The 26,400-nt window shown below is 41.3% G+C and carries 17 protein-coding genes and 2 pseudogenes; 7 read left to right on the top strand and 12 right to left on the bottom strand.

Features of this window, described 5'->3' with window-relative positions; all coding sequences use genetic code 11:
* Positions 1-171 precede the first annotated feature (171 nt).
* Entirely contained in the window at positions 172-1,935 is a 1,764-nt protein-coding gene (locus tag HMPREF1534_RS00600; protein WP_005945376.1) for a RagB/SusD family nutrient uptake outer membrane protein, read from the bottom strand.
* Positions 1,936-1,962: 27 nt separating this feature from the next.
* A complete protein-coding gene (locus tag HMPREF1534_RS00605; protein WP_005945373.1) occupies positions 1,963-5,154 on the bottom strand; it encodes a SusC/RagA family TonB-linked outer membrane protein in 3,192 nt (1,063 codons plus the stop codon).
* Positions 5,155-6,897: 1,743 nt separating this feature from the next.
* Here HMPREF1534_RS00605 and HMPREF1534_RS00610 point away from each other — a divergent pair.
* The 4 genes and pseudogenes from HMPREF1534_RS00610 to HMPREF1534_RS00625 all read left to right on the top strand — a co-directional run.
* Positions 6,898-7,416: pseudogene (locus HMPREF1534_RS00610) on the top strand (DUF3575 domain-containing protein); the annotation flags it as partial.
* On the top strand, positions 7,383-8,381 hold the full coding sequence (locus HMPREF1534_RS00615) for a DUF5119 domain-containing protein (protein WP_005945363.1): 999 nt from the start codon (positions 7,383-7,385) through the stop codon (positions 8,379-8,381). The pseudogene HMPREF1534_RS00610 and the gene HMPREF1534_RS00615, both read left to right, overlap by 34 nt.
* Positions 8,382-8,423: 42 nt before the next feature.
* Positions 8,424-9,431 (top strand): fimbrillin family protein, encoded by a 1,008-nt coding sequence (locus HMPREF1534_RS00620; protein ID WP_005945360.1) that lies wholly within the window; start codon positions 8,424-8,426, stop codon positions 9,429-9,431.
* Between the two features lie 388 nt (positions 9,432-9,819).
* The gene (locus tag HMPREF1534_RS00625; RefSeq protein WP_005945358.1) at positions 9,820-10,683 is read left to right on the top strand and encodes a helix-turn-helix domain-containing protein; all 864 of its coding nucleotides are present in this window, start codon (positions 9,820-9,822) and stop codon (positions 10,681-10,683) included.
* A 56-nt stretch (positions 10,684-10,739) separates the two neighbouring features.
* On the opposite strand, the gene HMPREF1534_RS00630 is transcribed toward HMPREF1534_RS00625, so the two are convergent.
* Genes HMPREF1534_RS00630 through HMPREF1534_RS00640 form a run of 3 tightly spaced genes read right to left on the bottom strand, consistent with a single transcriptional unit; the run spans position 10,740 to position 14,195 of the window.
* Positions 10,740-11,495: a succinate dehydrogenase/fumarate reductase iron-sulfur subunit gene (locus HMPREF1534_RS00630; RefSeq protein ID WP_005843870.1), complete on the bottom strand. Its 756-nt coding sequence runs from the start codon at positions 11,493-11,495 to the stop codon at positions 10,740-10,742.
* A 20-nt stretch (positions 11,496-11,515) separates the two neighbouring features.
* Positions 11,516-13,474, bottom strand: a complete 1,959-nt coding sequence (locus HMPREF1534_RS00635; protein WP_005945354.1) for a fumarate reductase/succinate dehydrogenase flavoprotein subunit — start codon at positions 13,472-13,474, stop codon at positions 11,516-11,518.
* 34 nt (positions 13,475-13,508) lie between these two features.
* A complete protein-coding gene (locus HMPREF1534_RS00640; RefSeq protein ID WP_005945351.1) occupies positions 13,509-14,195 on the bottom strand; it encodes a succinate dehydrogenase/fumarate reductase cytochrome b subunit in 687 nt (228 codons plus the stop codon).
* A 192-nt stretch (positions 14,196-14,387) separates the two neighbouring features.
* Between HMPREF1534_RS00640 and HMPREF1534_RS00645 the strand changes: the two genes are divergently transcribed.
* On the top strand, positions 14,388-14,987 hold the full coding sequence (locus HMPREF1534_RS00645; RefSeq protein WP_018451867.1) for a phosphatase PAP2 family protein: 600 nt from the start codon (positions 14,388-14,390) through the stop codon (positions 14,985-14,987).
* Between the two features lie 272 nt (positions 14,988-15,259).
* Here the strand turns inward: HMPREF1534_RS00645 and HMPREF1534_RS00650 are convergent, their stop codons facing one another.
* From HMPREF1534_RS00650 to HMPREF1534_RS00680, 7 genes are all read right to left on the bottom strand, one after another.
* Positions 15,260-16,867, bottom strand: a complete 1,608-nt coding sequence (locus HMPREF1534_RS00650; protein ID WP_025066875.1) for a S41 family peptidase — start codon at positions 16,865-16,867, stop codon at positions 15,260-15,262.
* A 2-nt stretch (positions 16,868-16,869) separates the two neighbouring features.
* Positions 16,870-17,325, bottom strand: a complete 456-nt coding sequence (gene coaD / locus HMPREF1534_RS00655) for a pantetheine-phosphate adenylyltransferase (RefSeq protein ID WP_018451866.1) — start codon at positions 17,323-17,325, stop codon at positions 16,870-16,872.
* A gap of 1 nt (position 17,326) precedes the next feature.
* Positions 17,327-19,204: a DNA topoisomerase IV subunit B gene (locus HMPREF1534_RS00660; protein ID WP_005945340.1), complete on the bottom strand. Its 1,878-nt coding sequence runs from the start codon at positions 19,202-19,204 to the stop codon at positions 17,327-17,329.
* Between the two features lie 44 nt (positions 19,205-19,248).
* Positions 19,249-20,385, bottom strand: a complete 1,137-nt coding sequence (locus HMPREF1534_RS00665) for a hypothetical protein (protein ID WP_005945337.1) — start codon at positions 20,383-20,385, stop codon at positions 19,249-19,251.
* 76 nt (positions 20,386-20,461) lie between these two features.
* Positions 20,462-21,424, bottom strand: a complete 963-nt coding sequence (locus HMPREF1534_RS00670; RefSeq protein WP_005945334.1) for a calcium/sodium antiporter — start codon at positions 21,422-21,424, stop codon at positions 20,462-20,464.
* Positions 21,425-21,597: 173 nt separating this feature from the next.
* Positions 21,598-24,291, bottom strand: coding sequence for a PL29 family lyase N-terminal domain-containing protein (locus HMPREF1534_RS00675; protein WP_005945327.1), 2,694 nt, complete (start codon positions 24,289-24,291; stop codon positions 21,598-21,600).
* 44 nt (positions 24,292-24,335) lie between these two features.
* On the bottom strand, positions 24,336-24,833 hold the full coding sequence (locus HMPREF1534_RS00680; protein ID WP_005945324.1) for a helix-turn-helix domain-containing protein: 498 nt from the start codon (positions 24,831-24,833) through the stop codon (positions 24,336-24,338).
* Positions 24,834-25,483: 650 nt separating this feature from the next.
* On the opposite strand from HMPREF1534_RS00680, the gene HMPREF1534_RS00685 reads away from it, so the two are divergent.
* Both HMPREF1534_RS00685 and HMPREF1534_RS00690 read left to right on the top strand, forming a co-directional pair.
* Complete coding sequence (locus HMPREF1534_RS00685; protein WP_005945322.1) at positions 25,484-25,720, top strand: AAA family ATPase; 237 nt, start codon at positions 25,484-25,486, stop codon at positions 25,718-25,720.
* Positions 25,686-26,028 (top strand): annotated as a pseudogene (locus HMPREF1534_RS00690) (PD-(D/E)XK nuclease domain-containing protein); the annotation flags it as partial. The gene HMPREF1534_RS00685 and the pseudogene HMPREF1534_RS00690, both read left to right, overlap by 35 nt.
* Between the last annotated feature and the right edge of the window lie 372 nt (positions 26,029-26,400).

The raw sequence follows: 26,400 nt of genomic DNA, 5'->3' as shown, positions 1-26,400 counted from the left end.
TAATAACTATGTTATTAACTATAGCATACATAGGGTTTTAAGATAATCCCATAAAATAGAAACATTTTGCTTTTACAGACTAGAATGTCTACTTTGAGCATTTACAGCTTCAACCCTTCTTTATTGATAGCTGTGCAAAAAATGCACAGCTATATTATTCTTTTTTAGATATTACCAATTCGGATTCTGAACCAAATTAGGATTTAGCACCAGTTCATTAGTTGGCAACGGATATAACCATCTACGGTCATCATTACTCCATTTACGACCGGCATCATCAATAGCCTTTGACGGATACTGATACAGATAAATCGCTCCCTGATATTCTATAACAGGACGCCCTTTATCACCACCAAATGTAACATTGACTGCTTCGTATTCTTTTTCTACAGTCGGGGTAATCTTCAAGCCAAACATAGTTTTTGGATTTTCCATCAGTTTCATAGCATTCCAACGCTTCAAATCATCCAAACGGTGATTTTCAGCCACTAATTCAATACGACGTTCACGACGAATCTCATACAACAAATTGGAAAGTTGATATCCGTAATTAACAGGAGCAGCATCGGCTACAGGATTCATAGTCAAATGAGCCATCTCTACACGGTCGCGCAACTTGTTGATAGTTTTATCAAGAATGCTTTGGCTGATATCTCCCAATTCCGCATGCGCTTCTGCATTAATCAGTAATACTTCGGCATAACGATAAACGAACCAGTCATAGTACGTATTACGAGCTTCCGCCTGTTTGGTATTGGCTGAATGGTATTTAGTACACGGATAACCAGTTACACTTTTGCTGGCGCTACAGTCAGCTACCGGATTTTGACTCGGTTTTCCATTCTGTACTCTATAAGGCTTATGCTGATTATCAATCAACTGGTAAAGACGCGGATCACGACCCGAAATTTCAGCTTCTTGATTTTCATCTCCCTTATAACCTGAGTTTGTATTATAAATAGGAGTACCGTCTTTCATCAAGAATGATTCAATAAAATCTTTACTCAAACCTGTACCGTTTTCACCTACCTGACGTCCAACTTCATGAGTCAGCACTCCTTCTTCATAGAAACGACAGAGAATACCTTCTTTACAGTCCGACAAATCTTCCTGTACGAACAAATTAGCATAATACAGCGGATAGCCTTCGTAAGCTACCGTTGCAGCTCCTGCATCCGAAGCCTTTACAATGTCATAATTTCCACTATTCATCATAGTTTCCGTCAAAGACACCGCTTTCTGTAACAACGTTTGTGAAGTCCATTCTGTAGTAGGTGTTTCATTATGATACTTCATGTAAGTTCCGAAGTACAGACAAATACGGGCCAACTGCGTGCGGGCAGCATCTTTATTAAGACGTCCCTTTTCAGAATCAGACTTTTCGGGTAACCACTGAATAGCAAATTCAAAATCTTCTATCACTTTACCCAATACAAAATCGCGACTATCCCGGGCTTTATAAAGTTCTTCCGTATCGCTAGTCTGCAAATCTTTATCATACCAAGGTACATCACCAAATTGCTTTATTTTGCTGTAATACAGCAAACCTCTCATGAAACGTATTTCAGCTACGTATTTATTAATTTCAGCTTCGGATCCTTCCACGGTTTGATAACGCTGCAAGAAATAGTTACAACTGCGGATATCATTCCAATACCATCCATTACTGCTTGATGCCGAGGCCGGTACTGTATATTCGTTAAACAAATAGCCACTATAATCTTTCGGTACAAAGTTGTCACTAGTATTGTCACCTGTAGCAGTCGGAGAAGCCAACAAACCATACAGACCATTGGCATAAAGTTTCAAATCGTTGGTTGTCGTCCAATACGTCTTGTCTGTAATAGAGTCTATAGGTGACAAATCGGTATAGTCACAAGAACTAAGAACGGCTCCAGCGAATAATGACACGAATAATATATTCTTTATTTTCATAATATAATTCCTTTAATAAATTAATTTTTAGAAGGTTAAATTCAAACCGACAGAAATCTTCTTGTTAATAGGATAAGTCATGTTATTCAATGTTTCCGGATCGTAAGAATCAATCAACGGAGTAAATGTCAACAAATTCTCTCCCTGTACAAACACTCTCAAACGAGATATTTTCACCTTCTCAGTGATACTGCGTGGAATAGTATATCCCAATACCACATTCTTCAGACGAAGATAAGCAGCATTTTGCAAATAACGAGTAGATACCTGATGGTTACCACCGTTCACACCGTAGTGATGCAGACGCGGGAAATAAGCATCGCGATTGTCTTCTGTCCAGTAATCAAGAGATGAAGTAAGCGGTGTACACCATTCATCAGTGAATCCCCAAAACTGAGAACCTCCTAACCAATAGTCTCTCTTACCAATACCTTGCCAGAACATTTCAAAATCAAACCCTTTGTAATCGAAACCGGCAGTAATACCATAAGAGTAACGTGGAGTGCTGTTACCTATAATCTTACGGTCACCAGAGTCATCCAACGTATTCTTTCCTATATCGATTTTCCCATCATTATTCAAGTCTTCGTATTTCACATCACCGGCACCCCAACTACCACCTGACAGATAAGATTGGTCTGCTGCTTTCGCATCCTCGTCACTTTGGAAAAGTCCATTAGAAACATAACCCCAGATTTCGTTCAGTTTTTCGCCCACATAGTGTGTACCAAGTAATTTAGTAGGATTAGAGAATTTGGTAATGCTAGCCTGATAATCAGACAATACACCTTTAATATGATAACCAAATCCATTACTCAGCCGGTCATTCCATTCCAATGAAACTTCCCAACCTACAGTTTTCATGTCAGCAGCATTTTCTTGCGGAACAGAAGTTCCCAAAACAGCCGGCAAAGCCTGTCCTGCCGTAAGCATGTCTTTTGTATTACGACGATACCAGTCAAAGCTAGTGTTCAAGCGTCCACCAAAGAAAGAAGCATCAAAACCAAAGTCTATCTGGTTTACAGTCTCCCAAGTAAATGAAGCACTCACCAATCCGGGAACAGATACAGCCACAGGGCGAGTTCCGTTAAGCAATGCACCATATTTTGTATTGATTCCATAAGTAGCCAAATAAGGGAAGTTACCATAGCGACTTTCATCCAATGCCTGATTACCTAATGAGCCGTAAGAAGCACGAAGCTTAAAGTTGTCAAACCATCCTCTAATCGGTTCCCAAAATTTTTCTTCGGACACACGCCAAGCTACTGAAGCTGATGGAAAAAATGCGTAGCGATCACCATGTGGGAATTTAGAAGAACCATCGTAACGTCCGTTCAGTTCCAACAAATACTTGCCCTTATAATCATAGTTAATACGAGCAAAGAAACCGTTCACAGACCAATGAGTTTCCGAACCGTTCATCGCCATGTCACCATAAGCCAGATTCAGCGAAGGATTGGAAGAATCAATCAAATTCTTACGTCCTGCATAGTGATATTTCTTATGTTTATTTTCCTGATTATAACCTACCATTACCTTAAAATTATGTTTCTCCTTCAAAGAGAAAGTATATTCAGCAAAGGCATTGAAAGCATTGTAATAATCATCATTGTTGGTTACAGTCACACTGCTTGGATTAGTCCACGGATAATAGTTCTCTGTACCCGGAACAGCCGTATAATCATAGAAGTTCTGTACATGCTGATTAGATGACTTACCATAGAAATTCCATGTATAATCTGCATTGATTACCAAGCCTTTGATAGGAGTAATTTTCACAGCACCGGTCATCCACAAATCATTCTGCTTGTACTGTGCATTACCACCTTGTTCCATAATGGCTACAGGATTGGTGTAGCTGCCTTGTCCGGCGTAATGTCCATCCGGATGTTTTACTGGCATCAGCGGGCTCAAGTCACCCTTCATCATACCCGAATAAGAAGACAGCCCTGAATAAGCGGTAGAGTTCATAGCTGTAGTACCACCGGTAGGGTGCAACTCATCGGTGTAAGTATGAGCAATCTTTGCCGATACATTCAACCATTTAGTGATATTGGATGAGATATTTACATTAGCATTATATTTATTGTACTTATCGTCTCCTGCTTTCAAAATACCACCTTGCTCGTTCATACTTACAGATGCGTAGTAAGTAGTACGGTCATTACCACCGCTGATGTTGGCTGTATAGATTTGCGAGAAAGAAGTTTTATATAATTCGTCCCACCAATCGGTATTACCGCAATATCCGTATTTATACGTATCATAAGCTGTATCAAAGAATACCGGAGAATCGTATTTACCATTAAAGTAATCTTCGGCATACTGATAGACCTGCGATTTGAAATAATGACCGCTACCACCATCATTCTGATAAGCTTCATCCATCATAGTAAGATACTGCATAGAGTTTACATTGTGGAAAGTCAATGCCGGTGACTGCCAATAGCCCGTAGCTGATAAAGAAACAGTCGGTTTGTCTGATTTCTTACCTTTTTTGGTTGTAATCAAGATAACGCCATAAGCAGCACGAGCACCGTAGATAGAAGCAGAAGCCGCATCTTTCAATACTGAAATAGACTCGATATCATCCGGGTTTACCAAGTTGGTATCCATCTGTACATTATCCACCAATACCAATGGGCTACCACCATTCAATGACGTATTACCACGGATATTAAAACTGGAAGTAGCACCCGGAGCACCACCGTTGTTCATCGTGATATTCAAGTTGGGAACAACACCTTGCAATCCCTGTCCAATATTGGTAATAGGACGGTCTTGCAATACCTTCCCATCAACAGCAGCTACCGCACCGGACAAATTAGCTTTCTTCTGAGTACCATAACCCACTACTACAACTTCATCCAATACTTTTGTATCTTCCTTAAGAACAATAGTTAACGGTTGCCCATTCCATTTTACTTCCGTATTTTGATAACCCACAAAGGAAACAACCAATATACTTCCTTTAGTAACCCCTGATAATGAAAAGTCTCCATCGAGACCTGTAATTGTACCATTAGTGGTTCCTTTCACCACTACAGATGCCCCTATGACTGTTTCTCCCGTCGTATCTGTTACTACTCCGTTACAAACACCATTTTGCTGAATCTCTTTTACGCCAGCCGTTCCCCACTTGGGAACTGCATACGCTGTTCCTGCTGATATCGCAGAAAGGAGCAACAGCACTCCAACCGTTTTCATGTCTTTTAGCATAGTATTGTTTTTTTAAGGTAAATAAAAACTTCTAAAAAGAAGAGTCTCACAAACGTGTTTATCATATATCACTGCAAATATATACATTTATTGGCAGAATCAAATTTATTTTCATTATTTTTTTTATAATTCTCTAAAATTCTTATCCCCTTTGAAGAAACACACATCGAAAACACTTCAGCAAAAAGAGAACTCAATTTATTTTATATATTATCTCCAATGCCTGTCTGTAGAAAATGGATTAATAGAAAATTAGCAGGGAACATCATCTGTCTTCGCAATCTTGAACAGAAAGCAGTTTTTAGGAACAGCATAAATTTCATCGAGCAACTGTCAGTGTCTCTGTCCTGCCTGAATACACGACTTGGCAAAGCCTATTGTGATTACTTAATTACGGCTATGGTTAATATATATTTTGCTTTCATTAATAAAAGAAAGAGCTGCAGAAGCTTTTTATGCTGACGGAGTACTTCACAGTCAACTAGCACTGAAGTGATTATCTGTAAAACCAAGCAAATGTTTTCGCATCGTTTACCCATTTGCACCGCTTGTTCAAGAAGGAAAAGCCCAATATGGGCATTTCACAAACAGCCTATTTATAAACCAACAAACGGATATTTCGTTGTGAATGAATAAAATAAGCAAAGTATGTCAGAAAAAGGAATAAGAGTATGAGGTCATAAGTAGGTGCAACTATTCTGGGGCAGTTATTATTTTTAGGGATTTAACATATCAAGCAAATACTTGTCACCGGATGTTATTTCCTCCGGTTTTCAAATGCTGCATATGTTTTGAACTCTTTAAGTCGTTTCATTAACCGGAACAAGCATTTTCGTCCTTTCGATTATGCCTGCCTGTCCGTCGAATTACTACAGTCTCCCACAGTGGACTGTATAGTCCGCTACCGTAGACCGTACAGTCCGTTACAGTAGACTGTACGGTCTGCTGTGGAAGACTGTAATAATCTTCCGTTTAAAAGGACTTGGCTGAGCCTAAGAAACGGCTTATTCTTCCCTTTGTTTGTGATATGATATTTAAATCCCCAAGAGAACAATGTACCCCCTCATTCTTATACAATAAAGAACGGAAGGTTTTTAAGAACAAACGAAACTATCCCCACTAAAATTCTATTAATCCTAGAAAGTGGGTGTACATATAGTAGTTTTCAGATGGAAATAAAGAGATGGAGAACATGATTCATAAGTAATAAGATAGAAAGAGAAACTTATAAAAAAAGGAAAAGGAGCAACGCCTTGCTCCAACCTTTGTTAACCTTAAATCTAATACTATGAAAAAAATCACATAACAAATATAAGATTTCCCTTTATTCTCTCCAAATCTTTACTTCAAATCGGGCTTCCTTTTAGAATTATTTCACAGAATAAATCCGTTTTCGCACACAATATAACAATACGATAAAAAAGGAGTATCAAAATAAAGAATATGAAACATTTCACTAGCAACAAGTCCGAATAATAAACTTACCACCCGCTTTATTTCCACAATCTCCCCTCAAAACTTGCAAAATCCTTCCAATCGCTTCACAGACCCTTTCAACTCCCTAAATAGGGCGTTTAATAAGTTTTTTTTCAGATTATATCTTCTATATTTGCCTCATATAAAAAATGATTTATGGGAAAATGTACTACTATATTCAGCATATTCGTGCTTTTGTGCCTATTGCCCCCAAACATAGATGCACAGCCAATAGAGTACAAAAACCAAAAGGAGAATACCGGCAAGACAATACTTGCTGTAAAAAACAATTTATTGTACGACATAGCGCTAGCCCCTAACATCGAGATAGAAGTTCCCATAGGAAGACAATGGTCATTGAACGCCGAATATAAATGTCCCTGGTGGTCTGATAGCAACAAAGAAATTTGTTATCAATTGCTATCGGGCGGCATAGAAAGCCGGTTCTGGCTGGGCAACCGCGCCGGGCGCCGCCAGTTGACGGGACATTTTATCGGGCTATACGCTGAAGGGGGCATTTACGACTTCCAATATAAAGGGGACGGTTATCAAGGGAAATATTATGGTGCAGCAGGATTCAGTTATGGGTATTCCCTTCCGGTATCACGACATCTGGCATTCGAATTCAGTCTGGGCATCGGATATCTGACAACAAAATACCGAAAATATACCCCGTACGAAGAATCACTAGTGTGGACAAGTAGCGGACAATACAACTTCATAGGCCCTACCAAAGCGAAAATCTCGCTTGTATGGTTGATAACGAAGAGGAGAGAAAGAATATGAAACGAGCACGCTATTTATTCCTTGTGCTTTTCTCCTCACTACCGGTAATGTGGGGGTGTAGCCGCCGCACGCTTTTAGATGATTATCCTGTCACAGGAATCAATATTTCGCTCAATTGGGAAGGGGTGACCGATCATTTGCCGGAAGGCGTCAGGGTTATTTTTTATCCGAAAGACGACCAAGGAAGAAAGATAGATACTTATCTGCCGGTAAAAGGCGGAGAGGTAAAAGTGCCTCCGGGACACTATTCGGCTGTAATTTACAATTATGATACCGAAGTGGTGCAAGTAAAAGACGAAGGAAGTTATGAAACAATAATGGCGTGCACCGGAAATTGTACAGGGCTGGGCATCAGTGAAACAGAAAACATGGTATGGGGACCGGATGCTTTTTATATGCTGTCTCTGAATGATGTGGAAGTCGGGAAAGAGAATGAATTGCCTATGCTGAAGGTGAAACTCAAAGCTGTGGTAACGACTTACACTTTCGCCATAAAGACAGAAGGATTAAAAAATGTCGCCTCCGTCATTGGCAGTGTTTCCGGAATGGCAGAATGTTATCACCTGGGTAAAGATGCAGGTGTATGCCGCTTTGCTCCCATTTATTGCGAAACCGGCAAAGGAGACGGAGTCATAAAAGGTAGTTTTACCTGTTTCGGTCATCCCAAGCTGACGCAAGCCAGAGCCGATATCGCCCGGTTTTTGGAACTGATTATAGTTAGGGTGGATGGTTCCAAACAAGAGGCGAAAGTAGAAATCACGGAAGCGGTGAGACCTCCCGATGACGGAGATGAGCCCGGAGAAGGAGACCATAATCCTCAACCTCCGGAAATAGAGATTAAGCTGCCGGAGGATGAAAAGATTGTGGTGGATGATGTGGAAGTTCCTCCTTCGGGAGGCGGAGGTATCGGTGGCAATGTTGATAATTGGGAGAATGAAGAGGATGTGATATTACCCGTTAATTAAAATATGAAACAAATGAATTTATTAACTTTAAAACATACGAATATGAAAAAGATTTTATTTGCGGCTGTAGCTGCATTAGCAATCACAAGTTGCTCACAAAATGAAATGGATGGAATTGATAATGGACAAAAGGGTAAAGCTGAAATTAGATTTGGTTATACTCCAGTAACAAGGGCTACAGTAACAACAACAAATAGTTTAGGGAACTTTACAGTAAATGCATATTCTAGTGATGGGGCTACATACTCCACAGATGCATTAGATGTAATTTCAAACGGTTACTTTACAAAAAAAAATGGAGAAGATGTATGGGAATCTACAGAAAAGTATTATTGGCCAGTAGGGAAGAAGATGCATTTCTTTGGATATGATACCACATCATCTGAAGCAACATTCACTAAGGAGACTGCAGGATACCCAACACTTAAATATACCATAGCAACAGACATAACTTCGCAACATGATTTACTTGTTGCAAAGTTAGAAAATCAAGAATATAGTACAACAAACGCCGTATCTCTACCGTTTAAACACGCACTGACACAAGTGTTATTTAATTTAAAAGGTGATGATGAGACAGTTACATATACTGTAAAATCAGTAGCTATAAATGGTGTATTTAAAGATGGTAAATATAATTATGAGACTGGGATATGGACTGATCACATTAATAAAGAGGAAACCGGCTACGTTGCAACCCCAACAAACGCAACAGTTGTTAATGGAACAACAGCTACACTATTAGGTACCTATACAGACAATAATGACTATAACAGCACAACATTAATGTTAATGCCACAAACAGTCCCCGATGATGCAACGATAGTAGTAACTTATTCAGCTACAAAGAAATATGGTGATGTAGACACTGAGATTCATGCAGAAAGCAATCCTATTACTGTAAGTTTAGGAGGAAAAACATGGACAGAAGGCAAAAAGACTACTTATACACTCATATTAAGTGGAGATAAAGTTAAAATTGATGGTAAAATTGACACTTCTGATGATTGGGCAACTAATGGTGATAGTGATATTGACATTAACAAATAGACCTATCTTGTTCGGAAAAGTAGTTTTCCTCTAACATAACTCTTTAGCTCCGCAAATAAAATAGGTTCTTGGGAAAGGCTTATTTCATTTGCGGAGCATTTTTATCCCTATACTCCATCCATATACAAAACACATTAGGAAATCCCAGATTTATCTATCATTGTATCATTCTGAATGCAATGAAGAATCCGAATATAGCCATTAAGGATTAACAAACCATTCGTTTTACTTGAAACGGCAAAACAATATCATATCTCAAAAAAACTTTTCTAATTCCATTCTTGCATCATCTCCCCACCATAAACAATAACATTATTTCACCTTATTCATTGTAAATCAAATTATTTATTTTATTTTTGCCTGTACACAAACCAAAGCCCCCACTTTAATGCCTGATGTCTTTTGTGGAAACACGGACAAATGTCAAATGTGTCCAAAATCAGTGGAAAATGCAGTATTCCACGTCTTTCATAAGCAAGGATTCCATATCCCTGTCATAAGAAGTGAGTTCAATTTTATGCTCTTCATCCTGAAAGGAGAAATATTGGTAAATAGCGAAGAGTATGCAGGAACTACTGTCAAAACGGGAGAATTCATTTTACAACCTATCACCGCCAAAATTGAAATATTGGCAATGATAGATACGGAATGTATTTATTACCGCTTCAATCAACCGGAACTGTTTTGTGATAAACGTTACCACCATATTATGAATGACATCCCAGGACCTCTGATCAATACACCCTTAAAAATCGTCCCTGCACTGGAATATTTTCTGATATGTACCAATACGTACTTATCAGAACCCAAAATCTGCCGTGAACTCCTATCCCTAAAACGCAAAGAACTTGCTTTTATATTAGGACACTATTATACTGATTATGAGCTGGCATCCCTCATACACCCTCTTTCCCAATATACCACTTCATTCCAATACTTCGTCATTCAGAATTACAAAAAAGTAAAGACTGTAGAAGAGTTTGCCCAACTGGGAGGTTATAGCCTTACCACTTTTCGTCGTATTTTTGATGCAATTTTCCATGTTCCCGTTCACGAATGGATGACCGAACAACGAAAAGAAAGCATTCTTTATCAGTTAAGGGACGACCGGTTATCTATTTCCGAAATCTGTTTCGGACACGGTTTTGAATCACTCTCCAATTTCTCCAACTTCTGTAAGAAGTACTTCGGAGACTCTCCGCGAAATCTCCGAAAAGAAAAAAGTGCCGAGATACAGAAGATATTGCAATAAAAAATGCCCCGCCAAAAGGCAGGGCACTCTCAAATATCAAGTAAAACTAACCGTAATTAGTCTTTCAGCTTCGCAGCAATAAATTCACGGTTCAAACGAGCAATATTGCTGATAGAAACCAGCTTCGGACATTCTGCTTCACAAGCACGAGTGTTTGTACAGTTACCAAAGCCCAGTTCATCCATTTTGCTCAACATAGCTTTCGCACGGCGTGCAGCTTCCACTTTACCCTGAGGTAACAGTGCCAATTGGCTGACCTTTGCAGAAACGAACAACATAGCAGAACCATTCTTACATGCAGCAACACAAGCACCGCAACCGATACATGCAGCAGCATCCATAGCCTCATCGGCAATAGGTTTCGCGATAGGAATTGCGTTAGCGTCAGGAATACCACCGGTATTGATTGACACGTAACCACCCGCCTGCATAATCTTGTCGTATGCGCTACGGTCTACCATCAAGTCGCGGATAACCGGGAAACCGGCAGAACGCCAAGGTTCAACAGTAATGGTATCACCGTCTTTGAAACGACGCATATAAATCTGGCAGGTAGTAGCACCTGTAGCAGGTCCGTGAGGATGTCCGTTAATGTACATAGAGCACATACCGCAGATACCTTCACGACAGTCGTGGTCGAATACGATAGGTTCTTTACCTTCATTGATAAGCTGCTCGTTCAAGATATCCATCATTTCCAGGAATGAGGTATCACCCGGAATATCTTTCATTTGGAAGGTATCAAAATGTCCTTTGTCCTTAGGACCTTTCTGACGCCAAACTTTCAGTGTGAAACTTATATTTTTATCCATGATTTCTATACAATTAATAATTAAGACTTATAGTTACGAGTTTGAACCTTAACGAACTGATAGTTCAAATCTTCCTTGATCAATTCGGGTTCTTTTCCTTCACCTGTGTATTTCCAGCAAGCTACATACGAGAACTTGTCATCGTGACGAAGCGCTTCACCTTCCGGAGTCTGGTGTTCTTCACGGAAGTGACCACCACAAGATTCCTCACGGTTCAATGCATCGTAAGCCATCAGCTCACCGATTTCGATGAAATCAGCCAGGCGGATTGCCTTTTCAAGTTCCACATTCAATTCATTAGCTTCACCCGGAATGCGAAGGTCGCTCCAGAAGGTCTTTCTTACTTCTTTCAGTTTAGCCAGAGCAGTAGTCAAAGATTCCTTGGTACGTCCCATACCTACGAAGTCCCACATGATGTGACCCAGTTCCTTGTGAATAGAGTCTACCGAACGATGACCCTTGATATTCATCAGTCTCTGAATCTTATCGTTTACAGCCTTTTCAGCAGCCACGAATTCGGGAAGGTCTGTTGAGAAACGGGGAACCTGAATCTGGTCTGACAAATAGTTCTGGATAGTATAAGGCAATACGAAGTAACCGTCAGCCAATCCCTGCATCAATGCAGATGCACCCAAACGGTTTGCACCGTGGTCAGAGAAGTTAGCTTCACCGATAGCATACAAGCCCTTGATAGAAGTCATCAGTTCATAGTCAACCCAGATACCACCCATTGTATAGTGAATAGCCGGGAATATCATCATCGGAGTCTTGTACGGATTTTCGTCAGTAATTTCTTCGTACATATCGAACAAGTTACCGTAACGGGCACGAACTACATCTTCACCCAGACGGTCGATAGCGTATTTAAAGTCAAGGAATACAGCCAGACCTGTGTTGTTCACACCGAAACCGGCGTCGCAACGTTCTTTCGCAGCACGTGAAGCAACGTCACGGGGAACCAGGTTACCGAATGCCGGATAACGGCGTTCCAAGTAGAAGTCGCGGTCTGCATCAGGAATATCGGTCGGTTTCTTAGTTCCTGCCTGCAATGCCTTGGCATCTTCCAGCTTTTTCGGAACCCAGATACGTCCGTCATTACGCAATGACTCGGACATCAAAGTCAGTTTAGACTGCTTGTCACCGTGTACAGGGATACAGGTCGGGTGGATCTGTGCAAAGCAAGGATTGGCAAAGTAAGCACCTTTGCGGTAAACCTGCATAGCAGCCGAACCATTTGACGCCATAGCGTTGGTAGACAAGAAGTAAGTATTACCATAACCACCGGTACCGATAACTACCGCATGAGCAGCAAAACGTTCAATCTTACCTGTAACCAGGTTGCGGGCGATAATACCACGGGCGCGTTCCACACCTTCGTTATCCTTAATCAGCACAACGTCCAACATTTCATAACGAGTGTACAACTTCACGTTACCACGCTGAACTTCACGGCTCAATGCAGAATAAGCACCCAGCAACAACTGCTGTCCGGTTTGACCGCGGGCATAGAATGTACGTGATACCTGAGCACCACCGAATGAACGGTTATCCAGCAAACCACCGTATTCGCGAGCGAAAGGAACACCTTGAGCTACGCACTGGTCGATGATAGCATTTGACACTTCTGCCAGACGATAAACGTTAGCTTCGCGTGCACGGTAGTCACCACCTTTGATTGTATCGTAGAAAAGACGGTAAACAGAGTCACCATCATTTTGATAATTCTTAGCAGCATTGATACCTCCCTGTGCAGCAATAGAGTGTGCACGACGAGGAGAGTCCTGGATACAGAAGTTTAATACCTTGAAACCCAGAGCACCCAGTGAAGCAGCAGCCGAAGCACCTGCCAAACCGGTACCTACCACAATAATGTCAAGACGACGTTTGTTGGCAGGGTTTACCAATTTTTGATGAGCTTTATAATTGGTCCATTTCTCGGCTAAAGCGCCTTCAGGAATTTTAGAATCTATAGTAGCCATATTCATTTACAATTTTATCATTTACAATTTACGATTAGCAAGCACCACAAGCGAGTGATTTCACGAAGTAGATAACGACTACTGCTGCAAAACCAAGAACTACCAAAGTAGAGTAGATGTTACCAATAGTCTTCCAACGCTCGAACCAGATTTTATTGCTCCAGCCCAAAGTCTGCAAAGCACTCCAGAATCCGTGAGTCAGGTGGAACCACAAAGCTGCTAACCAAATAAGGTAAAGCACTGTAAATACGGGGTTGCCAAATGTTTCTTTAATGTAAGCGGCACCGTCTGTAGGACCGAATGCGCCTAAATCATGAACACCGATAATTTCGGCAAACTGCATTTTGTACCAGAAATTGGCAAAATGAAGAGCCAATCCGGCAATAACGACAATACCCAGAACAAGCATGTTCTGAGATGCCCATTCTACCGACTTAGGTTTAACGTTCACTGCATAACGTTCGCTACCGCGAGCTGCACGGTTCTGCATGGTCAACCAGAAAGCGTAGATGATGTGAATTACAAACAGAGCAGCCAGTCCGGCAGTTGCAACCAACGCGTACCAGTTAGCTCCCAAGAATTCACAAATCATGTTGTAAGCATCTTCCGAGAAGAGCGCAACAAGGTTCATCGCCATGTGAAACGTCAGAAACAGGACAAGGGCGATACCTGTGACACTCATCACCACTTTCCTTCCAATAGATGAATTACTTAACCACATAAATGATTGAATTTAAATTATTTAATTGTTAGAACTAAAAATTCCGTTAAAAGCTGTGTATTCACGATGCAAAAGTAAAGGAATTCTAGCGATAATACAAGGAATTATGGAAATTATTCTTTAATCAGCCTAGGAACAAAGAGAAGAAAACATAATTTCCTATCTTTGCGGCAGCAAACTATAAAATATACAATGAAAAAAAGTATCTTTCTACTTCTAAGCTTATGCCTCAGCATGCAACTATCTGCGCAAAACTGGGACATCAACACGGTGAAGACCATCAACAAATGGGATGTACACGGCCTCAGCCGTGGATTGTCAGCAAGCGGCGTTATCCTGCCTGTAGGAGTGCCCGCCGCCATGGGAATTTATGCATTGATAAAAAAAGACCAGCCGTTACTGAAAGATGCCATTTATATCGGTACAAGCGTGATTGAAGCAGTAGGCATCACCTACGCAGCCAAGCACATCATAGGACGCGACCGCCCTTTTGTAAAGTACCCCGATAAGATTCATGTTTACGGAGCACCGGATGCAGACAGCCCGTCATTCCCATCAGGTCACACAGCTGCCGCCTTTTCCCTGGCAACATCTCTTTCAATCACTTATCCCAAATGGTATGTCATCGCTCCTTCGGCAGTGTGGGCTTGCGGAGTAGGGTTTGCCCGGATAAACCAAGGAGTACATTATCCAAGCGATGTAGTGGCAGGAGCTGCCATCGGAGTGGGATGCGCTTTTGCAAATATTTATATCAACCGCTGGCTGAATAAGATATTATTCAAAAAGAAATAAAACCTGAGAAACAATCATTTCATTATAAAAACATTTACTATATCAAGGTCACTCGGCAATTCTATAACCTCCTGTGGTTTACCCCATTCGGAAAAGAAATGTGTCAAAACGTGGATAATGCTGTCGCTTAGCTCGTAGGGGCGAGGTTCGCTCGCCCGAAAACAGTTTACTTTGTGTCTTCGGGCAGGCAAACCATGCCCTTCTATAAGTTTGTCATTCTGCGCACCAAAAGAATCTCAGAATGACAAACTTACCATATTAATACAGCCCGACTACTGTTTCTTTTTCAACAATCCTTCAAAATCCGGTTGTTCCAACAGTTCCAAAGCCTTCCTGATGCTTTCGTTAGCATCATTAATAACGTGATAATATTCATTCATATCCCATAAATCACGAGCTATCAACGCCTTCATCTGCAATTTCAGCAAAGGCAGGGCTTTTTGATATTCTTCCTCATTATATTCCACGCCCATCTCTTTTCCTGTCGCTACCAATTGCCGAAGCATATCCGGAGAAACTTCGAACTTCTTATGGAAATCATCAAACTTCTTATACTTAGACAACCATTCGTCACGATGTGCATCTATCTGCCGGAAGTGCACTTTCATCAATACCCCCTTATCACGCAACTGACGATGATATTTAGTATAGAGCGTCGTATCAATCGGCACAAAATAATCCGGCATAATGCCACCTCCACCATATACCGTACGTTCTAATTTATGAGTCTTAAACTTAAGAGAATCAGGAAAATGAATACTATCGGCACTCAGCATTTCCCCTCGGTTATAGCGGTCTATCAAATCTTCATTATATTTTTCAATACTTTCGTAAGGCTTCTGAATACAACGCCCTGCCGGAGTATAATAACGAGCCACCGTCAAGCGAATCATAGAGCCATCGGGCAAGTCGATGGGACGCTGCACCAGCCCCTTACCGAAAGTGCGGCGACCAACCACTACTCCTCTGTCCCAGTCCTGAACAGCTCCGGTCACGATTTCACTGGCAGAAGCCGAAAACTCATCCACCAGCACAATCAGACGCCCATCCCGGAAATCTCCGGTACCCTTGGCAAAGAACTCGCTACGAGGATTCCGGCGTCCTTCGGTATAAACAATCAACTCTTGTTTTTCCAAAAATTCATTTGCCAAATCGATGGCAGCATTCAGATAACCTCCACCGTTACCCTGCAAATCAAGCACCAAATCTTTCATGCCTAGTTTTTTCAGTTCAGCCAATGCCTTCTTAAACTCCTCATGCGTGGTAGCACCAAAACGATTGATGCGGATATAGCCGATTCTATCTTTCAACAGATAAGAAGCATCGAGGCTGTAAACCGGAATTTTATCCCTTTTCACCGTAAAAGGAAGCAGTTCCCCCACTCCACGGCGCACAATTTTCAGATTCACTTCCGAACCCTTCGGCCCCTTCAAACGGCGCATGATATCTTCCGTGCTCATCTTCACACCGGCAATAATCGTATCATCCACCATTACAATGCGGTCACCGGCCAGAATGCCAACCTTCTCAGAAGGACCTCCCGATACAGGCTGTATAACGAAAAGAGTATCTTCCGCCATATTAAACTGAATACCGATTCCTTCAAAATTGCCCTGCAACGGCTCATTCATTTTTTTTACCTCTTCCGCATCCGAATAAACAGAATGCGGGTCAAGCTGTTCCAGCATCTTTATAATGGCTTCTTCCACCATCTTGCCTTCATCCACCTTGTCGACATACAGATTGGCAATGGCAAACTCCGCCAATTGCAGTTTACGGGCCGGGGAATCCACTAAAGACTTTCTTTCCTGTGCCCGGACAGCACAGAAAGAAAAAATGCAGGCAATCAAGCCTGCAACTAAATACTTGGTATATTTCATCATTAATCTATTTTCATTCCTTCAGGCAAAAACGGAGTAACATCTTTACCGAATTGCAATAATTCCCTCACAATAGTAGAACTGATAGAAGTCAGTTCGGGCTCGGTAAACAGTAAAATAGTCTCTATTCCCGCCAGCTTCCGATTGATATCGGCAATGGTTTCCTCGTACTCAAAATCATGCACGGTACGAATGCCGCGCACGATAAACCCGGCATTCTGTTCTTTGGCAAAATCCACCGTCAGACAGTCATACGCCTCCACCCTGATACGAGGTTCATCGGCAAACAATCCGCGAATCATTTCCAGACGTTTATCCATCGGGAACCAAGTCTTTTTATTATCATTAATACCAATACCGATAATCACCTCATCCATAAAGGTCAATGCCCGTTTTACAACCGAATAATGCCCGATGGTGAAGGGATCGAATGTTCCCGGAAATATTGCTCTTCTCATCTCACGCTATATCTTCTTCTATAACAAGGTTTTCAATTATAAAGTTTTGTCTTTCCATGGTATTCTTACCCATATAGAATTCCAACAGTTCTTTCACCAAATCAGTCTTTCTAAGGCTTACCTGTTCCAAACGCATATCTTTTCCGATAAAATGCTTGAATTCATCGGGTGAAATCTCTCCGAGTCCCTTAAACCGAGTAATTTCAGGATTGGGACTCAACCGTTCGATAGCAGCAATCCTTTCCTCTTCCGAATAGCAATAGACAGTTTCGTACACTCCCTTCTTACGGTTACGCACGCGGAACAAAGGAGTCTGCAAAATATACACATGTCCTTTCTTTATCAAATCGGGGAAGAATTGCAGGAAAAACGTTATCAACAACAGACGTATATGCATGCCGTCCACATCGGCATCGGTTGCCACAATCACTTTATTATAACGCAGTCCCTCTATGCCTTCTTCTATGTTAAGAGCCGCTTGCAGCAAATTAAACTCTTCATTCTCATACACCACCTTCTTGGTCAGCCCGTAAGAATTCAGCGGCTTACCGCGAAGGCTGAACACCGCCTGCGTGTTTACATCACGACTTTTCGTGATAGAACCGCTTGCCGAATCACCCTCGGTGATAAAAATACAGCTTTCCTCTTTCTTATCTCCCTTTGCATCATTGAGGTGGAAACGGCAGTCGCGCAACTTACGATTATGAAGGTTCGCTTTCTTGGCACGTTCACGGGCCAGTTTAGTCACACCGGCTATCGCTTTACGCTCTTTCTCGGATTCCTGTATCTTTTGCAACATCACATCCGCCACGTCCATATGCTTGTGCAGATAATTATCCACTTCCGTCTTCACAAAATCGCCTACGAACTTATTCACCGTAGGACCGCCGGGAGCCATATTGGTAGATCCCAACTTAATCTTTGTCTGACTTTCAAACATCGGTTCTTCCACATTGACGGCAATGGCTGCCACCAATCCGTTACGGATGTCCGCATAATCCATATTCTTATTGAAATACTCTTTAATAGTACGTGCAATATGCTCCTTAAAAGCACTTTGATGTGTACCCCCCTGAGTGGTATGTTGCCCATTGACAAACGAATAATACTCTTCGCCATACTGTCCGGTGTGCGTAAAGGCAATCTCTATATCCTCATCTTTAAGATGAATGATGGGATACAGACCCGTAGCCGTCATATTATCATTCAACAAATCCACCAGCCCGTTGCGCGACAATATACGCTGTCCGTTATAAATGATAGCCAATCCCGTATTGAGGTAAGTATAATTGCGCAACATCGTTTCCACAAATTCAGAGCGGAAACTATAATTTTCAAATAAAGTATTATCCGGTTCAAAGAAGATATAAGTACCGTTCTCTTCCGAAGTATCTTCCGTCCGGTCTGTCAGCAAATCTCCTTTGGCAAAAGTAACAATACGCACCTTCCCTTCGCGGTAGCTTCGCACTTCAAAGCGCGAACTCAATGCATTGACCGCCTTCACACCGACACCATTCAGCCCGACACTTTTTTTAAAAGCCTTGCTGTCATATTTGCCACCTGTGTTCAGCACGCTCACTGCCTCAATCAGTTTTCCCTGAGGAATACCACGGCCAAAGTCGCGCACACTGACACGAAGTTTATCTTCTATTGTAATTTCAATCTTCTTGCCCGCCTGCATTTTAAACTCATCGATACTGTTATCGAGTACCTCCTTCAAAAGAACATAAATACCGTCTTCTGCATGCGCTCCGTCACCCAACTTTCCAATATACATACCGGGACGGGTACGCACATGCTCCATATCGCTGAGGTGGCGGATGTTATCGTCGGTATATTCTACGGCGGAATTGTTTATCAGTTCGTTGTTTTCTTCCATATCTTAGTAACGGTTACAAAATCAGTTTCTTCACGAGTACATTGTCAGACGATGCTTTTCTTATAAGCACGACGGCGCTTATGCTGTTCAGTCTCGAAATACTCCCACTGTGCCTGCACCTTTCCGTTCAGCTCCAGTTCCGGATTACTTTCGGCATACTTGAACCCCAATTGCTGATACACAGGAATCAGGTCGGAGAATAACAAAGCATTCACCCCTTTGTTTTGGTACTCAGGCTTCACAGCCACCAACAGTAAATCGAGCATGGGAGGATATTTATGCATAAACAGCACCTTCATCAAGTGATACCATCCCATAGGCAGCAAACGTCCTTTTGCCTTTTGCAATGCTTCAGACAAAGAAGGCATTGAAATACCCACAGCAATGAGTTTATCGTCGGCATCCGTAATCAGAGTCACCATACGCAAATCCACGATAGGCAGATACATCTTGATATACTGGTCAATCTGTCCTTGTGACAATGCCGAAAATCCATAAAGGGGCGCATATGCCTCATTCATCAGCTCAAAAATAGCCTGACCGTATTCGGCAGCAATCTTTTTACCCGATGTATATTTCTTAATCTTCAGATTAAACTTACGCTGAATCAAATCGCTGATACGCTTATGCTTGTCGGGAATAGCATCAGGCACATATATCTTATACTCCACCCAGTCGGCATCTTTCTCAAATCCCAACTTTTCCATATGTTGCGGGTAATAAGGATAATTATAAATAGTTGCCATCGTGCTCAACTGGTCAAAGCCTTCAATCAACATTCCTTCCGCGTCAAAATCAGTAAAGCCCAAAGGTCCTTGAATAGTATCCATGCCCTTCGATTTTCCCCATTCAGACACAGCATCCAGCAGTGCACGTGATATTTCTATATCATCCAGAAAATCAATCCATCCAAAACGTACTTCCTTTTTCTGCCATGTTTCATTGGCACGATGATTGATAATTCCGGCAATACGTCCCACCACTTTATCATCTTTATAGGCCAAAAAGTAAACAGCCTCGCAAAACTCAAAAGCAGCATTCTTCTTCGGGCTGAACGTATTCAGCATATCATCGTACAAATCGGGTACGGAATAGGGATTATCCTTATATAACTCGTAATTAAAACGTATAAATGTTTTTAGTTCCTTTTGGGTACTGACTTTCTTAATGGTAATAGCCATGTTCGATTTTTATAAAAATTCAGGCGGTAAAGATAGCTGTTTTTAATTTAAAAAGAGGTGATTTTCACACCTTTTTTCATTGTTGGGCAATAAGATAGGCCGTATAAGCCACATAACACACCATCATCAACACCCCTTCAGGGCGTGTAATGGTACGTTTTTTGAAGAACCATCCCACCAGCCACAACAGCAGTGCGGAAGCAATCATCACCGTCAAGTCAAGATTATTGATGCCACCCATCGGCAAAGGTGAAATAGTTGCGCTACATCCCAACACAAAGAATATATTAAACAGATTGCTACCTATCACATTTCCGATGGCAATACCCGGATTCTTCTTCAATGCAGCCGTAACAGATGTGGCCAGCTCGGGCAACGAAGTACCTCCTGCCACCAAAGTCAATCCTATAACAGATTCGCTGACACCCAGCGACCGGGCAATACCGCTTGCTCCTTCAACAAAGAGTTGCCCGCCAAAGATGAGACCTGCCAGTCCACCCACTATAAAAAGAACAGATTTCCATACAGGCATCTCTTTAATCTTCTGTTCTTCTCCCACTTCTTCGCCTCCGTTTCGTGCAATGGCAAATGTATATCGCAAGAAAATAAGAAAGAAAGCGAGCAGAATAAGTCCGTCAATCCGCCCGATTATATTTTCATTGCCTTGATCGAGCATCACATCATTGGCACAAAAGAAAAGTACCAGCGAAGAAAGAATCACCAGCGGTATTTCTTTGCTCATGGTTCCCTCACCAACTTTGATGGGTAGTACCACCGCCGTGCAACCGATAATCATCAAAGCATTGAATGTATTACTACCCACCACGTTACCGATAGCCATCTCTGCACTTCCGTTTAAAGCAGAAAGTACACTGATTACCAACTCGGGTGCGGAAGTACCGAAAGCCACGATGGTGAGACCGATTACGAGGTCGGAAATACGAAAACGCTTGGCAACAGCAGCCGAGCCGTCAGTCAGGCCGTTTGCTCCCAGCAATATAAGGGCTAAACCGCCGATTAAAAGAAGGGTGTCTAACATAATAGAATGTATAATTACGATTTTACTTGTGCAAAAATACATATTTATTAAGATCGGGAAAAATATACAGATACAAAAAAAGCAGGGTACGCCTTCTTTCCCGCAAATCAGAAAGAGACGTACCCTGCATATCAGAGTTTACCTATTATCAGATAATTAATCTCACAGATAAATTACTCCTTTTCTGCAAGAACTTTCACTTTAACAGTAGCAGTCTTAGCGTAACCCCAAACGTCTGTTACTTTAACCTCTACTTCTGTAGTGCCTTCGTAAGCAACATTCATCGGTCTCAAAACTACATAACCAGGAGTTACTGTATCTTTAACCTTAGTTGCAGGCTTAATGTCTTCATTAGCAATAGCTTTAATAGTATTCTCGTTCATAGACTTGAATGAGATACCCTTCATGTATGGACTGGTCCACAAATCAGCTGTTGTTTCATTGTCTTTAAACTTATCTTTGAAGATATTATATTCAACCTTAGCATAAGTCTTAGTAGTCAAATCAGCATCAGTCAATTTAGCTGTACCATCTTCTGTAGCAACCACTTCGATTATATCACCACTAGCAGCTTCAACGATACCTTGCTCAATCGGACTGACAATCTTAATAGTGAAAGCATTATCTTTGATTTCTTTGTCTGACCAAGTGTACTTACCAACATACTTAGTAGTTTCACCATCAATCAAGATATTGATCGGAGTGTTGTAAGCCTTTTCCTTATCATCCAAAACAATAGCCTGATTAACACCTGTACGCTTTTCGCCTGTACCCATGTGAGCCAAGTCTACGACCGGATTACCTTCTATTTTCTGTTGAGGATCAATAATGAATTTAACAGTATTTTCATTTTCGAAAGCATCCTTCAACTGGTTTTTAAACGCATACTTCAATGAGTAGAATACAGCGTTGTTGTCAGAAGCATAATCCATTTCATTCAATACGCCAGTACCATTGTTAGTGCCACCAAATACTACCTGCTCTTTCTGCAACAGAGTTGACAACGCAGGGATACCTACGGTCAAAGGAATCTTAACTGAGCTCAATACGTCACCGTTTTCATCCTCGAAATCAGAAACAATGTAGTATTCCTTATCAAATGGATATGTTTCTTGATTCCATTCGTGATTCGGAATGAATTGCAACTTAGCAATATTGAGAGCTGAAGTAGCAGGCTTATTGTCTGCTGTCAGATAAGCAATATTATCATCATCAAATCCTGTAACTGTAATATCATCACCGTCAGGATTTACTTGTTTAATCACAGTCACAATGTCGTGAGCAAATTTATTCCAATTAACTCTTTCTTCAGCTGTCATTTCATTGAACATCTTGTCCAAAGAAACTGTAAACTTATCATCAGCAGCCTTGGCAGGAATGATATGGTTAACAGGATCGAGAACTACCTGATCCTTAATTGTACGTTCCATACGAACCCATACAGTCTGAGTTACAGATTTGATTCCCGTTTCTGTCAGTTGAATATAGTTGAAATAAACAGGGAATGAAGGAATTGTCTGTTTGTCATTATACTTATTTACTGTAAATGAATTACCATCAATCACAACACCCCAGTTCTGAGCTATATATTCATCTACAATAATTTGGCTCTTGTAAACAGAAGTCGGAACATCAAAAGTAAAGGTATTTGGTGTACCTTGTTTAACAATCACATAAGCATTGTCTTCTGTACCAGAAGTAGATTCATAAATATTAGTGCTTCCTTTCTGTGTAGCCTCAACCAACTTTTTCTTATTCAGAGAAGCACTCACCGCATCCAATTCAACCTTATTGAATGCCAAGTTGAAGTTTGACAAGAAGTTTGGAGTCTTTACAGCAAATGCAATATTAAACTCATCATCCTCTATTTCACCACCAAATTTTCCAGTCAAATCAGTCAAAGCATTCAAACCTGTCAATTCCTTGCTCGACAAAGGAATAGCCCACAAGCCATTAGCAGAAGCAGCACGAGTCACCAAGCCTTTGAATGCTTCGGGAGTACCTAAAGTTATAGGAGCTTCGTCCATCTTAGAATTAACCAAAGACATAGCCACTGTTGATAAATCAGCAGAAGCGGGAGCTACACGAATCACCAAAGACTGACCAGCAAGAGAAACCACACCTGTTTTGGCAGCAATTTCACCTTTTACTTTTTGAGATTCATCGGCATCCACCCATTCCCAAGGCGCCTTAGTAGCTGTATAGAAAGCAGAGTAACCCATCTCATATTTGTTATCGTGAGAAGCAGCATCAGAGAATGCAGTAAAATCACCCTTAGCGTCCAAATAACCAACTACTTCAAGTTCTGTGATAGTAGAAGAAGTAGTAGGCAACTCAACTACAGTAGTAGTGCCATCTGCATTGAATACAGTCAATGTACAAATACCATCAGTAACTACTGCAGTAACACCCGAAACAGGAATTTCAGTTACGTCATATTCACCTTTGTCATTCAACACGGCCCAATATCCCCCTTCAATCTTAACGGGAGCTTTTTCTGCATCTTTTGCAGGGAAAATACCTGTAGGCTTATTGTCAACCAACATTTCGCCTGTTTTTTCGTCAAAAGTAATTTTTTGAGCACTTTCACCTGGTTCACCATCTTTTACATTCAAAGTAACCGTTACAGGGCTACCCTTGGAGAAAGTAAAAATCATACCCTTACCGTCAGCGGTAGGAGTAACACCGGTCACATAGTCACCGTTGTTTACAGCGCTTTCCAAAGCTGCGATCTGAGACTTGATTTCCGTCAACTCTTTATTGATTTCGTCAATGTCATCATCGTAGTCTTTACAAGACACAAATGTTCCTGTCGAGGTAACCATCAAGGCTCCGAACAGGATTGCACTTAAAAACTTTTTGTTCATAATAGAAAAACTTTAAATTTATAAATTTAAAAAACTAAAATTGGTTATACATAATTTATTGATTCTGAGTGCTGTGCTCTCATTTCATATTTCATATAACGTTTGGGAGAAACACCCGTCACCTTTTTAAAAGCAGCATAAAACACACTTCGCGACAGGAACCCGCAGCGTTGGGGCAGCTCCTCCGGCGGACACTTGCCCGAACGGAGCAGTTCCTTGGCATATTCCACCCGATACGTGTTCACCAACTCTTTCAGATGGCAACCGAAGTAGCGGTTGACCACATTCGACAGATAAGTCTGGTTCGTTTCAATCATATTGCTCAGCTTCTTCAGTGAAAGCTTCGGGTCAAGAAACACTTGGCGCACTTCCAAATAATACAATACATATTTATATAGCTCACAATCGACTTTCCTTTTCGGAACCACTTCGCTGTCCGCATACTTCTGCTCCCAATAAAGCCGGGCAGCCCGGAAGAGCAGATTCCTCTGCCTTTCGGAAGTAAAAGTGCGCTTGTCGCGATGTAGAAACAGGTAGTCCATTGTACTCTCTTTTTATCGTCTCTATTTCAAATAAATACACATCTTTCAAACCCTTAAAAAAGAGTTGCGTTCGGTGCATCTCTTACTAAGAGATACACAATCGCGCATAAATAACTTATTATTAATTATTTAAGTGAGCATAAGAGTATCCTGAAACTTAAGACTAAAGATATTTTTGCATTTGTCTTGTGATTTTTCTTCTCAAAAAGTTTTAATTATCAAAACTTTGTGTAAATTTGCAGCGAAAAGTGTATCTCTTAGTAAGAGATACACTTTTTTTCTTCTTTCTCCTGAAATCTTATTCACCACATCCCCAACAAGTTAAGTACCATCAATCATTTGTTTTACATCCAACTCGCAAATCTTAACAGATGTCAATGTATCATAATGAAAAGACCTTGAAGTTTTCAAAAAAGACCAAGGAGTTTCTGAGAAAGACTTAAGTGTTTTTCAAAAAGAACAAAGTCTTTTTCTAAAACACTTTTATCGATTGATAAAAAGAAGAAAAAGGCAAAAATTAACCCGGTAGAAAGTTTATTGCATACCTCCTTTCACACATAACAACTGCTGAAACCGCCTGTTTATGAGAAATTAGTGTGAAAGGCATCATCACTTTGCCCTTCATACTAAACTCAAAAAGAGAATAGATTATGGAAGCGATAAAAGGTATACCTTACGGAATGTCAAACTTCACGGATGTGATGGAACAGAACTGCTATTATGTGGACAAGACAATGTATCTGCCCTTATTGGAAGATCAGGCGCACTACCTCATTTTTACTCGTCCCCGACGTTTCGGAAAGAGCCTTTTTCTGGATATGATCCGCAGTTATTATGACCTTTCCCGAAAGAATGACTTTCGACGGGGATTGGCGTCCGGCCCTTGATTTTATAGCCCGCGCTTATAAGGACAACTCATCGGTACGCAGCAGCATAGAGGGCGAAAGGAACATTCAAGGTTTCTTCACAGCCTACCTGAGTATCAATGCCTATTACCTGACCATGCCCGAAGTGGAGCTGAACCACGGTTTCTGCGACATGTTCCTCATGCCGGACCTGCAGCGATATCCTGAGGTGGAGCACAGCTACATTCTGGAACTAAAATATCTCCCGAAAGACAAGTTCGAGGCACAGTCGGCGGAACAATGTGATGCAGTTCTGCGGATGGGAGCTGGCAAGGATGGAAGAGGTATAAATTGTCCTCCCGATAAAACAGATGCACCGGACTGGGACTGCCCGATGTAAAACACAGTGGAACCTGATACAGTACATACGAATGCATAAACTTATGCCTGCGTACGTTCAGGTTCACACGTCACTTCCGCTTGTTGTCGGATAAGCCATTGCGCTTTCAAAAAAAACTTTATCTTTCTAATAATCTCGGCATGTTTTGTAATCCACACTGATTACACCACCTCCTCATTCTCGTTTCAGCCGCACTTCCCAAATCCCTTCAAACTTGCCTTCAACGATTCCATTACCTCCCGAAAAGCCCGTTGAAAAACCCTTAAGCCGGCTTTGGAAACAATTCCCCCTTTTCAAGAATATCCGGACTTAGCCCTTTATA

The sequence above is a fragment of the Phocaeicola massiliensis B84634 = Timone 84634 = DSM 17679 = JCM 13223 genome (assembly GCF_000382445.1).
Taxonomy (GTDB): Bacteria; Bacteroidota; Bacteroidia; order Bacteroidales; family Bacteroidaceae; genus Phocaeicola; species Phocaeicola massiliensis.
Note: the sequence above shows the minus strand (reverse complement) of the source record. Positions and strands in the feature narration are given on the sequence as shown.

Coding starts and splice junctions, on each gene's coding strand:
- HMPREF1534_RS00670 (WP_005945334.1), bottom strand. CDS start 21,424: ATGTTAGACACCCTTCTTTTAATCGGCGGTTTAGCCCTTATATTGCTG.
- HMPREF1534_RS00600 (WP_005945376.1), bottom strand. CDS start 1,935: ATGAAAATAAAGAATATATTATTCGTGTCATTATTCGCTGGAGCCGTT.
- HMPREF1534_RS00615 (WP_005945363.1), top strand. CDS start 7,383: ATGGTTGATAACGAAGAGGAGAGAAAGAATATGAAACGAGCACGCTAT.
- HMPREF1534_RS00640 (WP_005945351.1), bottom strand. CDS start 14,195: ATGTGGTTAAGTAATTCATCTATTGGAAGGAAAGTGGTGATGAGTGTC.
- HMPREF1534_RS00630 (WP_005843870.1), bottom strand. CDS start 11,495: ATGGATAAAAATATAAGTTTCACACTGAAAGTTTGGCGTCAGAAAGGT.
- HMPREF1534_RS00635 (WP_005945354.1), bottom strand. CDS start 13,474: ATGGCTACTATAGATTCTAAAATTCCTGAAGGCGCTTTAGCCGAGAAA.
- HMPREF1534_RS00665 (WP_005945337.1), bottom strand. CDS start 20,385: ATGGCTATTACCATTAAGAAAGTCAGTACCCAAAAGGAACTAAAAACA.
- coaD (WP_018451866.1), bottom strand. CDS start 17,325: ATGAGAAGAGCAATATTTCCGGGAACATTCGATCCCTTCACCATCGGG.
- HMPREF1534_RS00685 (WP_005945322.1), top strand. CDS start 25,484: ATGGAAGCGATAAAAGGTATACCTTACGGAATGTCAAACTTCACGGAT.
- HMPREF1534_RS00625 (WP_005945358.1), top strand. CDS start 9,820: ATGCCTGATGTCTTTTGTGGAAACACGGACAAATGTCAAATGTGTCCA.
- HMPREF1534_RS00675 (WP_005945327.1), bottom strand. CDS start 24,291: ATGAACAAAAAGTTTTTAAGTGCAATCCTGTTCGGAGCCTTGATGGTT.
- HMPREF1534_RS00650 (WP_025066875.1), bottom strand. CDS start 16,867: ATGAAATATACCAAGTATTTAGTTGCAGGCTTGATTGCCTGCATTTTT.
- HMPREF1534_RS00620 (WP_005945360.1), top strand. CDS start 8,424: ATGAAAAAGATTTTATTTGCGGCTGTAGCTGCATTAGCAATCACAAGT.
- HMPREF1534_RS00645 (WP_018451867.1), top strand. CDS start 14,388: ATGAAAAAAAGTATCTTTCTACTTCTAAGCTTATGCCTCAGCATGCAA.
- HMPREF1534_RS00660 (WP_005945340.1), bottom strand. CDS start 19,204: ATGGAAGAAAACAACGAACTGATAAACAATTCCGCCGTAGAATATACC.
- HMPREF1534_RS00680 (WP_005945324.1), bottom strand. CDS start 24,833: ATGGACTACCTGTTTCTACATCGCGACAAGCGCACTTTTACTTCCGAA.
- HMPREF1534_RS00605 (WP_005945373.1), bottom strand. CDS start 5,154: ATGCTAAAAGACATGAAAACGGTTGGAGTGCTGTTGCTCCTTTCTGCG.